Source organism: Belliella kenyensis, assembly GCF_022549675.1.
Taxonomy (GTDB): Bacteria; Bacteroidota; Bacteroidia; order Cytophagales; family Cyclobacteriaceae; genus Belliella; species Belliella kenyensis.
Genome location: NZ_JAKZGR010000003.1, coordinates 331399 through 346539 on the forward strand (window position 1 = coordinate 331399; position 15141 = coordinate 346539).

Annotated in this window: 8 protein-coding genes; 7 read left to right on the plus strand and 1 reads right to left on the minus strand. The window is 39.6% G+C overall.

What is annotated here, in order from left to right:
- Positions 1-90: 90 nt before the first annotated feature.
- The 7 genes from MM214_RS04790 to MM214_RS04820 all read left to right on the plus strand — a co-directional run bounded on the left by MM214_RS04790 (position 91) and on the right by MM214_RS04820 (position 13825).
- Complete coding sequence (locus MM214_RS04790; RefSeq protein ID WP_241292638.1) at positions 91-3162, plus strand: SusC/RagA family TonB-linked outer membrane protein; 3072 nt, start codon at positions 91-93, stop codon at positions 3160-3162.
- A 16-nt stretch (positions 3163-3178) separates the two neighbouring features.
- Positions 3179-4732 (plus strand): RagB/SusD family nutrient uptake outer membrane protein, encoded by a 1554-nt coding sequence (locus MM214_RS04795; protein ID WP_241292639.1) that lies wholly within the window; start codon positions 3179-3181, stop codon positions 4730-4732.
- A gap of 188 nt (positions 4733-4920) precedes the next feature.
- Entirely contained in the window at positions 4921-6762 is a 1842-nt protein-coding gene (locus MM214_RS04800; RefSeq protein WP_241292641.1) for an alkaline phosphatase, read from the plus strand.
- Positions 6763-7736: 974 nt separating this feature from the next.
- Positions 7737-9149, plus strand: a complete 1413-nt coding sequence (locus tag MM214_RS04805; protein ID WP_241292643.1) for an alkaline phosphatase — start codon at positions 7737-7739, stop codon at positions 9147-9149.
- Between the two features lie 261 nt (positions 9150-9410).
- Positions 9411-10595 (plus strand): proline dehydrogenase family protein, encoded by a 1185-nt coding sequence (locus MM214_RS04810; protein ID WP_241292645.1) that lies wholly within the window; start codon positions 9411-9413, stop codon positions 10593-10595.
- A 58-nt stretch (positions 10596-10653) separates the two neighbouring features.
- Entirely contained in the window at positions 10654-12372 is a 1719-nt protein-coding gene (gene lysS, locus MM214_RS04815; protein WP_241292646.1) for a lysine--tRNA ligase, read from the plus strand.
- A gap of 238 nt (positions 12373-12610) precedes the next feature.
- On the plus strand, positions 12611-13825 hold the full coding sequence (locus MM214_RS04820) for an arginine deiminase (protein WP_241292647.1): 1215 nt from the start codon (positions 12611-12613) through the stop codon (positions 13823-13825).
- Positions 13826-14074: 249 nt separating this feature from the next.
- Here the strand turns inward: MM214_RS04820 and MM214_RS04825 are convergent, their stop codons facing one another.
- Positions 14075-15025, minus strand: a complete 951-nt coding sequence (locus MM214_RS04825) for a helix-turn-helix transcriptional regulator (RefSeq protein ID WP_241292648.1) — start codon at positions 15023-15025, stop codon at positions 14075-14077.
- Between the last annotated feature and the right edge of the window lie 116 nt (positions 15026-15141).

Here is a 15141-nt window from a genome sequence, read left to right on the forward strand (position 1 = left end):
AAATAAAAGCACACTTTTTTAGCATAAATACTACACCTTTTTTATGCCCACTGTGACCAATTTGCACTCAAATCAAATAGATGAAATCTTATGAAATTTAAATTTTACTACGTCCTTTTTCTGTTCGTATTTACAGGATTGGATTTACAAGCACAGCATACCCTTCGAGGTATGGTGGTGTCTGATTCTGATCAAGCCCCTTTTGTGGGAGCTACGATCATTGCAAATGGTAATAACAACCGAGGTACCGTTTCAGCACTTGACGGAACATTTACTTTAGATGTACCAGAAGTGACAGGAGAGGTTACTGTTTCATTTATTGGAATGGAAACACAGGTTTTGAGATATAATGTATCTGATTTTTTGAGAGTAAGTCTATCTGAATCGATGAGTAATTTGGATGAGTTCATGGTGATAGGTTATGGAACTGCCAAAAGAGCTGATTTGACTACTTCAGTGGGACAATTGGAGCAAGTAGCTCGTACAGCTGACAGGCCTATCTCAAGTGTGCAGCAAATGCTTCAGGGGCAAATAGCAGGTGTGAGTGTGGTGTCCGGATCAGGAGATCCCGGAAGTACTCCACAAGTAGTGATCAGAGGAGTGGGGACATTTGCTAATGAGTCGCCTCTATATGTAGTGGATGGAATGCCCTACTATGGGGGGAGAATCAACCCCAACGACATAGAGACCTTAACTGTACTCAAAGACGCAGCTGCAGCAGCTATTTACGGAGCTCAAGCTGCTTCGGGTGTGATAGTAATCACTACAAAAAGTGGAAAATCAGGTGCCCCAAAGGTGGCATTGGATGTGTACAGAGGTATACAAGCTGCTTACAAGACGCCTCAAGCACTGAATGCAGCAGAATATGCTCAAGCCTATAGAAATGCTGCTGCTCATGCAGGTGCAATAGCTCCAGCAGCACATGATCCAGCACAAAATCCATGGGGTCAAGTGACACGAACCAATTGGATGGATGAGATTTTCAGAACTGCAGCAGTATCCAATTTGAATTTACAACTAAGTGGAGGGTCAGAAAAAAGTAGGTATAGCTCTTCTTTTGGCTACCATAAAAAAGAAGGCTTACTACTCAATACTGATTATGAACTTTTCTCATTTAGGATCAAAGCTGACTATGATATCACAAATAAGTTCAGACTTGGACATAATGTGTATTTCAACAGGGAGATTTCTAGAGGTACGAACACAGGTAGTAGCTACAGTGGCGCGATCATCAATGCAATATATATGAATCCTGCTGCTCCAGTCTATGATGAGGAAGGAAGATTTCATGGAACAGTTCCATTCGAACTTTCACAGTTTGCAGGTGCATATGGAGATACCTACAATCCAGTATCACTTTTACTAAGACCAAACGTGAACTCACCAAGGTTGAATATGAATGCTATTGCTTATGGTGAATATGATATTTTGGAGGATTTGACTTTCAGGTCTAGCTTTTCTATCGATTTGTGGTCTTGGACCAACAAGAGTTTTTCTCCAAGAGCTCCAGAGATTGGCAGGCCTAGCAATATGAATTTTCTAAATCAAGGATCAGGAAATAGTAGCCGTTGGATCTGGGATCAGCAGGTGAACTACAACAAATCACTTGGCAGCCATAATTTTGCATTGACAGGAGTGTACACTGCTCAATACAGGCAAGAGGAGTCTTTCAGCTTTCAAGTGCAGGATTTTGACAGAGAAGACGATTGGTTTCAGTATGCAGGTAATGCAGGGGCCATTTTGAATATTCCGAGTAGTGGTGCCTTTGAAGATGTGTTGACTTCTGCGATAGGTAGATTGATGTATGACTATGATGATAGGTATTTTGCCATGGGAAGTATCAGAAGGGATGAGACTTCGAGACTACCTGCTTCTACCAAATCAGATTATTTCTATGCTGCATCGGCCGCTTGGAAGATTTCTTCTGAATCGTTCTTCAATGTTCCAGCGATCAACCTTTTGAAATTAAGAGGTTCATGGGGACAGATTGGTAATATTTCTTCAGTGGGGAATTATGCCTTTAATGTGCCATTGGCTGCTGGGAACAATGTAATTCTTGGTGATCCTGGATTTAGGAATAGACACTTGTCTATCAATGAGATGACCAATCCAAATTTAAGATGGGAGCGCTCAGAGACAGTCAATGTTGGCTTGGATGCGACATTATTATCCAATAAACTTAATGTAGCACTCGAATACTATGAAAAATATACAAGAGGCTTGATCCAAAGAAATTCTCCAGATCCACACTCTGGAGTGCCCACGGGTGCACTTGCCAACGTAGGTACTGTTGCAAATAAAGGAATAGAATTGAGTCTAAGCTATGCAGGACAAGCTGGTAGATTGAAGTATAATGTTGGAGGAAATATCGCCACGATCAAAAATACCCTTCAAGATTTAGATGATTTTACCAATGATTTTATCCAGCATACTCAAAACTTGAGAAGCATCATCTATCCATTCAGAAGTGAGCCAGGACAGCCATTGTATTCTTATCATTTGATCCCTCATTTGGGAATATTCCAAAACCAAGCACAAATTGATCAGCATGTCAATGCTGAAGGGGTGAAAATCCAGCCGAATGCTAGACCTGGAGATTTGATTTTCCAAGATGTAAATGGGGATGGAAGAATCAGTGATGCCGATAGGGTCTTTATGGGAAATGCCATGCCAGATTTTAACTATGGTATCAATATCAACTTTGAATACAGAAATTTTGACCTTCAGCTTTTTGGTCAAGGAGTATCAGGAGTGAAATTATTCAATGGCTACAAGTTTTCTACCTACAATGCAGGTCTTCAAGGCTATAACTTGGATAGAAGGGTGCTAGATGCTTGGACACCAAGTAATCCAAATGCTACTATTCCTGTGCTTTCTACTCAAGATCCAAATGCCAATTTTGGTCAAGCTTCTGATTGGTTTTTGGAAAAAGGAGACTACTTCAGAATCAAAAATCTATCTCTTGGCTACACTGTGCCAGATTTTGTATGGAGAAGCTTGAAGCCAGGTACCAATCTTAGGATTTATCTAGCAGCTGAAAATCTCTTCACATTTACTCCATATACAGGTCTTGATCCAGAAGTAGGTGCTGGTCCAGTTATAGACAATGGTACTTTCCCTTTACCAAGAACATTTACTGTAGGTCTGAATCTAAATCTTTAATTCAAGTTCAAGAATTATGAAAATTATAAAATATTTATCCTTAGCCTTGCTTATCCTTAGCAGTGCTTGCAGTGAAGATTTCACTAATGTAATACCTCAAGGAAGTATTACTTCTGGTAACTATTGGCAATCAGAAGAGGATGCCATCAATGCTGCCAATGGCCTTTATCAGCACTGGGACAATGATCACCTATTTGGAAGAGGTATCATGTATTTCATAGCCGCTTGTGATGATTTTCACCAAGGTAGAACAGATGCAGCTGCTAGTGCGATTCGAAATTTTCAAGCTACTGGACAGGAGGGGAGAATCGCCCAAATTTATCCATTGCTTTATACTGTAATTCAAAGAGCAAACACAGTACTCAGGTATGTACCAAACATGAACATCAATCAGGATGTAAAAAACCGTGTACTTGGAGAAGCTTACTTTGCTCGTGCACATGCATACTTGTGGCTTTCTCCAAGATATGGTGATCACAGAGCAGGCATACCTATCGTCACTGTGGAAAACATGGACGACTTAAAATTCACCAGACCAGCTCATGTAATCGAAAATTACAGGCTGATCGAACAAGATCTCTTGCAAGCCGCAGAATTACTACCCTATTTTACTACTTACAACTCAAGCGATCTAGGCAGGGCTCACAAAGATGCAGCTTATGCTTACTTGGCAAAAAATGCCTTGTACTGGGCTGGTCACGACAATGGAAAGTGGGCTGATGCAGTCAGGTACGCTGACATGGTGATCAACTCACCAACGGATAGAAGGCTAATCAATACAGGGAACCCTGAAGTTGATTTTGAAAGTGTGTTTTATGTAAACAATAATTTTTCTTCAGAATATGTTTTCTCGACTGTTTCTAGCAAAGAACGTGGTCAGATATTGCCAGGTGTGATGCTTGAAAATACTGGTTGGGGATTATACAACGGCTGGGGGACATTTTCACCTACTTTGGAGCTTTACAATGCTTTTGAGTCTGGTGATGCACGCAAAAAAGCTACATTGTTAGCGTTTGGAGATGAGTTTACATTTTTGGGTAATCCAAGAAGGTATTATTCTGGCAACTCTTGGACAGGGATTCAATTCAATAAATACATGCATCCGTACAGGTTTCCTCAAGAGGTTCATTTGAACCCAAACGGTGATTATCCTACTACCGATCTGAATGTTCCTCTGATCAGGTTTGCAGAGATACTGTTGATCAAAGCAGAAGCATTGATCATGCAAGGTCAAAATGGCGATGAACCTATCAATCTGGTACGGTCTAGGGCAGGATTGGCACCAAAAACTGGTGCTACCCTGTCAGATTTGAAACAAGAAAGAAGGGTAGAGCTTGCTGGTGAATATGCCGACAGACACTTGGATCTGGTAAGGTGGGGAGATGCTCAAGCGGCTTATGCTAGACCAGCTACTGGTAGAAACCATGCCAATAAGACCAATCCAGATTCTAGCTTTGAAGTATATCAAACTTGGCCAGCAAGAACTTTCAATCCTGCAATACATCATGTGTGGCCAATACCTCCAAATACCATTTCGGTGTCTGGAATAGCACAAAATGAAGGATGGTAAAATTTAATAATAGATTAGTTTAATTGTAAGAGGACAGGCCAAAGCAAAGTCTTTGGTCTGTTTATTTCTCCTAAAATCACTATGAATCCCTGATTATTGTCAATCTAAACGCTATTTCTAACTTGTCTGATATGATTAAGGTATGATAGATAGTTTGGATGAGTTGTTATTTATTTCTGATATTATATATGTTTGTTGTAAAAAATACTTTATATAAAGCCTTTTGTTGTTTAGCTTTTCTTTTTGTTTTTGCCAGTTCATACGCTCAGCGCATAGCTATACATAGCCACAATGATTATCATCAAGCAGTCCCTTTTTGGACAGCATTTGCCAATAAAGCAGCATCGATAGAAGTAGATCTAATTTTACGCAATGACACATTGTATGTCGCTCACGAGCAAGAAAGCATATCATTTCAACATACTTTTGGAAAGTTGTACCTTGATCGGGTCAAACAAGCCAAGGAATTGAGCCCAGAGCATGAGCAATTTGTGCTTTTGGTGGATATCAAATCAAAAGCTGAGGAGACGCTTGAACATATCATCAAAGCTAGTCAAGAATACGTTGATATTCTTTATAGCGAGCAAAATCCAAGTGGTATCAAATTGGTTATTTCTGGAAATAGGCCTTCGTCTGTCAAGTATTCGACTTATCCAGAATACATTTTTTTTGATCACCAAAGTATAAAAGACTTAAAAGAAATAGCATTAGAAAAGGTGGAAATGGTCAGCCTTTCCTTTGAAAATTACTCGGTTTGGAATGGTAAGGGTAGGATTATCGAGGAAGAGTTGGAGGGGTTAAAAGCTGTGATAAAACAAGTCCATGATGTAGGGAAGCCTATTCGTTTCTGGGCTACACCCGATTCAAAGTCGTCTTGGAAGGCATTACATGAGTTGGGTGTTGACTTTATCAACACAGATCAGCCTTATGAAGCTCAAAAATACTTGAGCACTTTAAAGAACCGATTGGTAATAGCAGAAGGAAGAAGTGAAATTTATACCCCTTCATTTGAAAATGATGGTCTGCATGATCGAGTTGATCGGATTATTTTACTCATCGGTGATGGTACAGGTTTGGCACAGCTCCATGCAGGCATGGTAGCCAATGGGAATGAGCTAAACATTATGAATTTGAAGCACATGGGTCTTATCAAAACGCAGGCTTTAGATGATTTTACGACAGATTCTGCAGCAGGAGGGACAGCACTCGCTACAGGCAAAAAAGCTAACAATAGAGCTATAGGTCAATATAATCAGTTTCCAAAAAGCAATTTGACTACTGCTTTGGCAAGAATGAATTTCAGCAATGGAATCATCTCTACTGACAATGTGACTGGAGCTACTCCAGCAGCATTTTATGCATTTCAGAAGGAAAGAGATAACATCAATGGGATAGGTCTAGATTTAAGCAGAAGTGAGATAGACTTATTCATAGCTGGAGGGAAAAATGATTTTCTTCGGTATGGTAATGGTGCTTTGGACAGTTTATTAAAATCAGGATTTCAATTGGCTTCCTCGATACATGATATTAGCAACTCAAAGGAATCGAGATTAGGCTATTTTGCATCTAACCACGGTTTACCCTCTGTTTTAAAGGGGAGAAAAGGATTTCTAGCGCAAGCTACCAAACAAGCCTTAACTTACTTGAATAGCAAAGAGCAACCATTTTTCTTGATGATAGAGGGAGCTCAAATCGATACCGGTGGCCATCAAAATGATGCCCAAAAGGTAGTTGAAGAGTTGATAGATTTTGATCAAGCAGTAGCTGAAGCATTGAAATTTGCAGATAAATATCCTGGTACATTGGTCATCATTACTGCAGACCATGAGACTGGTGGTTTGACCTTACCACAAGGAAATATTGATCAAAGGCAGATTGAACTTGAGTTTAGCACGGAAGATCATACAGGGGTCATGGTGCCAATTTTTGCATATGGACCGCATGCTGATCTATTCATGGGAGTGTACGAAAACACAGAGGTTTATCACAAAATCATGCAGGTTATCAAAATGTACCACCAAAAACCTTAACAATTTCCTAAATTCCTATTTCCACTTTGAGGTAGATATTTCTGTTTATTGCAAGCTAGTTGTAGGAATGATGAGAAGGATGAAGGATGAAGGATGAAATAGGAAGGATGAAGGATGAAATAGGAAGGATGAAATAGGAAGGATGAAATAGGAAGGATGAAATGAGAAGGAGGAAGGAAAGGGGTGAAATATGCCTTCGGCGATATAAGGTTGAAATATGCTAAAGCGATATAAAGTTGATATATGCCTTCGGCGATATGGGGTTGATATATGCTAAAGCGATATAAGGTTGAAATATACCTCTGGTGATATAAAGTTGATATATGCTAAAGCGATATAAGGTTGATATATGCCTTCGGTGAGTGTATCGGGAATTATACTTCAAACTTGGTACATTGTACTTGGTACTTTATACATGGTACATTGTATGCCTTCGGCGATATAGGCTTGCTATATGAGTATCTGTCGGGTCTTGCGTCTTGAGTCTTGCGTCTTGTATCTTCATGAAGGATGAAGGGGGATTTGATATATGCTAAAGCGATATAAAGTTGATATATGCCTTCGGCGATATAAGGTTGAAATATGCTAGAGCGATATAAAGTTGATATATGCATTCGGCGAGTGTATCTGAAATTATACTTTAAGCTTGGTACACTGTACTTGGTACTTTATACTTGGTACATTATACATTGTATGCCTCTACCTATGGGTAGACAGGTGCCGGAGATATATACTTGCTTTAAGAGTATCTGTGCTCAAAATTAAGTGTATCTGTCGGGTCTTGAGTCTTGCGTCTTGTATCTTCATGAAGGATGAAGGTGGTGTGTGAATGTGTGGGTAATCATAACCTTGCGATTTACAACCCGATAGCTTCATAATTTTACAACCTAAGAACTTCAAAATCATGAGAGGTGAAAAATCAGAGGATGCAAGGCTAGATCAATTGGATATTAAGAAAACAAAAAATAAAAAAAATGAAAAGACGGGATTTCTTTAGGAACGGATTATTGACTACTGTAGGTTTTGGTGTGTTGGGTTCGAGGCCTATTCTTGGGACACCTTTGACTCATCGTCAACTAGATGGTGTGAAAAATATCATCTTTATGGTGTCAGATGGTATGAGTTCTGGTACCCTAAGCATGGCCGATATTCTGATGAGAAACAAGCTCGGCCAATCATCCACATGGATTTCAATGTACGAATCTGGTGAGCTAAAAAGGTCAATGATGGATACAGCCTCAGCCAATTCATTTGTTACAGATTCAGCTGCTGCGGGGTCTTCATGGGGTGGAGGACACAGGGTCAATAATGGTGCTTTGAACATAGGACCCAACGGAGAAGAGCACAAGCCAATACTACAGAAATTCAAGGATGCAGGAAAATCAGTGGGTTGTGTCACTTCTGTACAAATCACACATGCAACGCCAGCATCTTTTTGTGTAAATCAAAATAGTCGAAATGCCATGCCTGAAATCGCAGTAGACTATCTTAAGCTGAAATTTGATGTAATGATGGGTGGAGGGCAAGAGCTATTTGATCCTTCAAAGAGAAAAGACGGAAGAGACCTTTATGCTGAATACAAAAAGGCAGGGTTTCAAATAGCCAAAACCAAAGCAGAAATGCTTAAGGCCACAGGAGATAGACCTTTGATGGCTGTTTTTACAGAAGATGGCTTACCCTATGCGATTGATAGAGAAAATAATGATGATTTGAGGCGAGATGTGCCAAGTTTGGCAGAAATGACCAAAAAAACCATTGAACTTTTGAGCAATAATCAGAAAGGTTTTGTCATGCAGGTAGAAGGTGGAAAGGTCGACTGGGCAGCTCATGCCAATGATGCTGCAGCTATACTGTATGATCAAGTAGATTTTGATGAAGCTGTGCGCGTAGCTGTTGATTTTGCTGCTAAAGACAAAAATACATTGGTAATAGTAACTACAGATCATGGAAATGCAAACCCCGGAATGTTCAATCCAGGGTCAAAGAATGCTAAATTTGAAACCTTGTTTGATGTAAAGTGCTCCAATGAGCATTTGCTAAAACAAATTAATGCCAATATGTCTAATGCTCAAATGATAGAGATCATCCAGCATTACCAAAACGTGGCTATCAGTAAAGATGAAGCTGATACGTTGAGAAAAAGCTTTAGTTTGGGTGAAGATGGATTATACAATACCAGCAAGCTTCCGATGGAGCTATTTGGTGGGATACTTTCTAATCACAATGCTGTGAGTTGGGCCAACACAAACCATTCTGGAGATTACGTAGAGCTTGCAGCTTTTGGCCCAGGAAGTGAGCGTTTACCTGGTTTTGTCAAAAATTACGAGTTGCACAATTTCCTTTTGGAAGTCGCAGGAGTAAGCAAAAGGGAGTTTGCTACAGCCTAGCGATTGAGAGAAGCATTGTATCTTGAAAGCATAATTTAAACCACCTACCTAGGCCTTCAAAGACATCAGATGTTCTTGAAGGCCTTTATATTTGGGTTAATAGTAAGTTTACCAGCCAGAGATTCATTTTGGAATAAATATCATTGATGTTTGGAAAACCTTTTTCAGAGAAAAATCCTTTTAGAATTATCTCATGAGAGTCCATACAAGGTTTGGAAGACGATGATTCAGAAAGTATATTTGCATCTTGAAATACAGAATATGCCCACAAAAACCAAAATATCTTTGGAGAACCTAGAAGTAGCTTTTGCTTCTAAATCAGATGCTGAATTGAGGAAGATGTACCTCATTTTTGCCACAATGAACAATAATGCCGCCGTTAAAATGGGAATCAAGATGGCGAATTTGGCCTTCAAGATCAATTTCCCGATCAAGGGCTTGATGAAAAAGACCATGTTTGGGCATTTTTGTGGAGGAGAAAATATAGAAGACTGTCAGAAAACAGTGGATGAATTGTCTTCTTTTGGAATAGGAACGATCTTGGATTATTCTGTAGAGGGAAAAGGAAATGAAGCAAGCTTTGAAGCTACCAAAAAGGAGCTTCTTAGAACGATAGAAAGATCAGCAGGAGATGAGGCGATTCCGTTTGCGGTGTTTAAAGTGACAGGCTTGGGAAGTTATGAAGTAATGACCAAAGTGCAAGCAGGGGAGAAGCTCGGTAGCGATGAGGAGTTGGCATATGATAGACTCAAATCTAGAGTGGATGAATTGTGTAAAGCCGCTTATGAAGCCAATACGAAGATCTTGGTGGACGCAGAAGAGTCATGGTTTCAAGATGTGATAGATGAACTCACCTATGAAGCCATGGAAAAATACAACACAAAGTCCTGTATCGTCTACAACACCTACCAGATGTATCGTCACGACATGTTGAGGAGATTGAAAAAGGCGCATCAAGTTGCCAAAGAAAAAGGTTATCTGCTTGGTGCCAAATTGGTAAGAGGCGCTTACATGGAGAAAGAGAGAGCAAGAGCCAAGGCAAAGGGATATTCAAGCCCTATTCAGCCTGACAAAGCTTCATCTGATAGAGACTTCGATGCAGCACTTGTTTACTGCGTAGAAAATTTGGGTGAAATCCATTTGGTAGCTGGTTCACACAATGAGCAGAGCAACATATTATTAGGCAATTTACTGGAAGCCCATCAAGTGAAGCATGATGATAAGCGGGTTTATTTTGCCCAACTCTATGGGATGAGTGACAATATTTCATTCAATCTAGCTGATCAAGGATTCAATGTGATGAAATATGTACCTTATGGCCCAGTGGAGAAAGTGATGCCTTACTTAGGTAGAAGAGCAGAAGAAAATACCGCTGTGGCAGGTCAGAGTTCACGAGAGTTTGAACTGATCAAAAAGGAAATTGCCAGAAGAAGAAATCAAAAATAAGCTTGAATTATATACACAGATTTTGAAATACTTAGTCAAAGTCAATAAATAAACTACAATGCAACTACTTAGTGAACAGGAAATAGAGAGAAGAAAAGATAGGGAAGAACTGATCAAATTAGGAATCGATCCATACCCAGCAGAGTCTTTTCCGATCAATGTGACCGCAGCAGATATTCATAAGAATTACGAAAACAACAAAACTGATTACAAAGACCTAAGCATCGCTGGCAGATTGATGAGTAGGAGGATCATGGGATCGGCTTCATTTGCTGAAATTCAGGATGCTACAGGTCGTCTTCAGATCTATGTCAGAAGGGATGATATTTGTGAGGGAGAGGACAAGACTTACTACAATACTGTATTCAAAAAGCTATTAGGTATAGGTGATTTTATAGGAGTCAAAGGTTACGTTTTTACAACACAGACTGGTGAGATTTCTTTTCATGTTACAGAGTTGAAGGTACTTTCTAAATCTGTCAAACCACTTCCAGTAGTCAAAAGAGACGAAGAAGGTAATGTGTATGATGGATTTACAGATCCAGAGTTGAGGTACAGACAGCGCTATGTTGACTTGACAGTGAACCCAGAGGTGAAGCAAGTATTTGTCACCAGATCTAGAATCATCTCAAACATGAGGAGATTTTTTGATGACAATGGTTGGTTGGAAGTGGAGACACCAATTTTACAAGCAGTGCATGGTGGAGCAGCAGCCAGACCATTCGAGACTCATCATAACACCCTTGATATGCCACTTTTCTTGAGGATAGCCAATGAGCTTTACTTGAAGAGGTTGATTGTTGGTGGATTTGAAGGCGTGTATGAGTTTGGGAAAATGTTCAGAAATGAAGGAATGGACAGGACCCACAACCCAGAGTTTACTTCCATGGAAATCTATGTCGCTTACAAAGATTATGTATGGATGATGAAGATGGTGGAGGATTTGTTGGAGAGAGTCACGCTAGCCATACATGGTACTACCAAAGTGATGGTAGGTGATCGTGAGATAGATTTTGCAGGTCCATATAGGAAGATTAGCATGTATGATTCTATCAAAGAATATACAGGTATTGATGTTTCAGAAATGGATGAGGAGGGCTTGAGAACAGTATGTAAAGACCTAGGTATCGAAACAGATCAGAGTATGGGCAAAGGGAAATTGATCGATGAGATATTTGGTGCGAAAGTAGAAGCTCACTTGGTACAGCCTACATACATCACCGATTATCCTATCGAAATGACTCCTTTGGCCAAGAAGCATAGAAGCAAAGCTGGCTTGGTAGAGCGATTTGAACTGTTTGTGAATGGCAAAGAGATTGCAAACGCCTACTCTGAGCTCAATGATCCAATAGATCAGCGTGAAAGATTTGAAGATCAGTTGAAGTTGGCAGCTCGAGGTGATGATGAAGCCATGGCTATGGATGAAGATTTCTTAAGGTCATTGGAATACGGAATGCCACCTACAGCTGGGCTTGGTATTGGTATAGATAGATTGACTATGATGCTTACCAACAAGACCACGATTCAAGAGGTACTATTCTTCCCTCAAATGCGTCCTGAGAAGAAAGTGAAAATTGCTACTGATGAGGATTTTATGGCTTTGGGAGTCCCTCAAGGACTGATACCAGCGTTGAGAGATTTGAATATTCATACCATTGAGCAACTCAAAGAGCAAGATGTCAACAAGCTCTTCAATGATGTATGTGGAAGAAGGAAAAAACTTAAACTTGATGCAAGTAACCCAACCAAAGAAGAAGTAGAATCTTGGTTGGCATAACAAGATTTATTAACCATAACAAAAACCAAGGCTTCGGTCTTGGTTTTTTTATTTTTAGATTTTTGAGTCTAAATTTTAGATTGATGCACTCTATAGAAATGTGATTTTTGAAATATAGAAGGTTTAAGATGAGGTTTCTTAAGATCTGAAAGTTTGGTAAATTACAATTGTAGGCTGCTATTTTACCATAATGTAGATATTTTACATTATTTTTAAGAAAACAAGATAATATAAAACCATGAATCTTAGACTTAATTCCGAATTTGGTACTTTGAAGGCTGTTTTGATGCATAGGCCGGGTAAGGAAATCGATCGACTTACTCCTTACAACAAGGAATTTTTACTTTTTGAGGATGTGCCTTACTTAGAGGCTATGCAGCAAGAGCATGATTATTTCACCAATTTGATCAAGCAAACTACAGGAGCTACTGTTTTTAGACTTCAAGAACTTTTGATTCAGGTTCTTTCGGATGAGAAGCTGCTTTTTAAATTAATGAAGCAAGCACTAGGGAGATCAGGAATGGTGCATTTGGCGGAGCAAATTATAGGAAGATTATCTACAGCAGAGTGTGCTGTCGCATTGATGGCTGGAGTAAAGGTACATGAACTAAGACGGAAAATCCCAAACCTTTCTGCGGGTGAGCTAATGGAATATGCATTTGTAATTCCTCCAAGTCCGAATCTTTATTTTCAGCGTGATCCTATGGCTGTGACCCCTGGAGGAATTGTATTTTCTAGTATGAAAATGGAAGGTAGACAGCGAGAAGCGGATTTGCTTCGTAGCATATTTGAAAATCATCCAGATTTTAAAGAAAATGTTAACTGTATTTATCCTGTACCAGGGCATGACAATCCCGCAAGTATTGAAGGTGGGGATATCATCGTACTTTCCAAAAAAGCTGTAGCCATTGGGAATTCAGAAAGGACAGATGAGAAGGCCATCTACCATGTCGCCAAGGCTCTTCTTGCCGAAGGCACTGTAGAGCGCGTGTATGAGGTTCATTTGCCCAAGAAAAGAAATTACATGCACCTGGATACGGTGTTTACTATTTTGGACGAAAACTTGGCACTGACATACCCTGATGCCCTGAATGCTGTACTTCAAACATCTCTTTACACCTTGAAAGAGATCAAAGATGATAAGGTTCACATCAAAAGAGAAGTTCTTAATGAGTCTTTACTGACTGTATTGGAAAAAGAAATTCCCTATCTGGAAATTTTGCATACGGCAGCAGGCAATCCTGATTATGCTATGAGGGAGCAATGGTTTGATGGCGCCAATGTATTTGCTATAGGTCCAAGAAGGGTGATTTCCTACAATAGAAATAAGCACACCAACCGTGCATTGAGAAGCCTTGGTGTGGAGGTTTTGGAAATTCCTTCTTCGGAACTTTCTCGTGGTCTTGGTGGTCCTAGGTGCATGACGATGCCATTGAGTAGGGCGAAGATTTGAGTTATTTCCTGCCCTGCTTTCTTGTCGTTTGGGTTAACTTTTCCAAAGTTCAGATTTGTCCAAAGTGTTTGAATTAACATTTAATCCAACTTTGGAAAAGTTTTAATCAATTGTCGATTGGATCAGCTGATTAAAACTTTTTTTCCAAAGTTCAGATTTGTACAAAGTGTTTGATTTGTCATGTAATCTAACTTTGGAAAAGTTTACACCTAATAAAATTTGCTAATGAGATAAGTGCGTAGCAAGCATTCACCTCTTCATATTTTCAATCATTGATTCTAAAGTGTTTATCATCAATTCTTTGAGTGGTTTCGGTTCGATGATCTTGATGTCGTCAGCAAAAATGATAAGCCAACGAAGTATTCCCTCCAATGAACTTGTCATGAAAGTCATTTCAATATGATGTTCCATTTCTTTTTCCATGACAAATCCGTGATTGAATTTTTGGCTTTTTAAGTATTTGGCTATTTGTTTGGATACATGAATGACTACTTGAATCAAAGTCTCTTCCTTTTGAAGCTGATTGAGGTAGGTTTTGAGTGAAGGATGCCTGTTGGGATATTCTTCATCCGTCTGTTCTATTTGCTGTATCCTATCCACTCGGAATGTGCGGTATGCTTTTCTTAGCCCGCACCAAGCGATAAGGTACCACCTGTCAAAAGCATAATATATACCAACTGGCTCAATTTTTCGACGACTTCTTTCTTCTTTCAAGAATGTGATGTATTCGATGATCAACCTTTTCTTACTTGCTAAACTTTTGATGATGGGGTGAAGTCCAATTTGCTTGTCGGAAGGTTGGCTAGGGGAGAAGCCTTCCATGATTTCAATGTGAGTAGACACATCTTCAAGGGTTGATTTGTCAGCATGTTTCATCACGGCCTTGATCTTCATCATGGCTGATTGAAAGTCTTGATTCATTCCTTTTCCAGTGATTTTCTCATAGATTTTTTCAACTACCAGAAATGAAAGTGCTTCTTCTTTGGTGAACATCAAAGGCGGAAGTCTATATCCTTCTACCAAGGTATATCCTATACCAGCCTCTGCGGTAATGGGCACTCCTGACTCTTCCAATGCCTTCATGTCTCGGTATACTGTTCTCAAACTGATACCAAACCTATCCGCTATATCTTGAGCTTTGATACACCGTTTAGATTGAAGCTGTGTTAGAATGGCGGTTAGTCTTTCGAGCCGGTTCATATTTTACTGAGGTTGGAAGCTGAAATATTTTTGAAAATTAAGTAACAAAATGAATTTTTCTAAATACTACTGACATAAGGCTGTCACTCTCATGTCTTTTTTTTGTGAAATAAATC

Excerpts from the sequence above, each read along its gene's own strand:
- MM214_RS04790 (WP_241292638.1), top strand. The coding sequence starts at position 91 with ATGAAATTTAAATTTTACTACGTCCTTTTTCTGTTCGTATTTACAGGA.
- MM214_RS04795 (WP_241292639.1), top strand. The coding sequence starts at position 3,179 with ATGAAAATTATAAAATATTTATCCTTAGCCTTGCTTATCCTTAGCAGT.
- MM214_RS04800 (WP_241292641.1), top strand. The coding sequence starts at position 4,921 with ATGTTTGTTGTAAAAAATACTTTATATAAAGCCTTTTGTTGTTTAGCT.
- MM214_RS04805 (WP_241292643.1), top strand. The coding sequence starts at position 7,737 with ATGAAAAGACGGGATTTCTTTAGGAACGGATTATTGACTACTGTAGGT.
- MM214_RS04810 (WP_241292645.1), top strand. The coding sequence starts at position 9,411 with ATGCCCACAAAAACCAAAATATCTTTGGAGAACCTAGAAGTAGCTTTT.
- lysS (WP_241292646.1), top strand. The coding sequence starts at position 10,654 with ATGCAACTACTTAGTGAACAGGAAATAGAGAGAAGAAAAGATAGGGAA.
- MM214_RS04820 (WP_241292647.1), top strand. The coding sequence starts at position 12,611 with ATGAATCTTAGACTTAATTCCGAATTTGGTACTTTGAAGGCTGTTTTG.
- MM214_RS04825 (WP_241292648.1), bottom strand. The coding sequence starts at position 15,025 with ATGAACCGGCTCGAAAGACTAACCGCCATTCTAACACAGCTTCAATCT.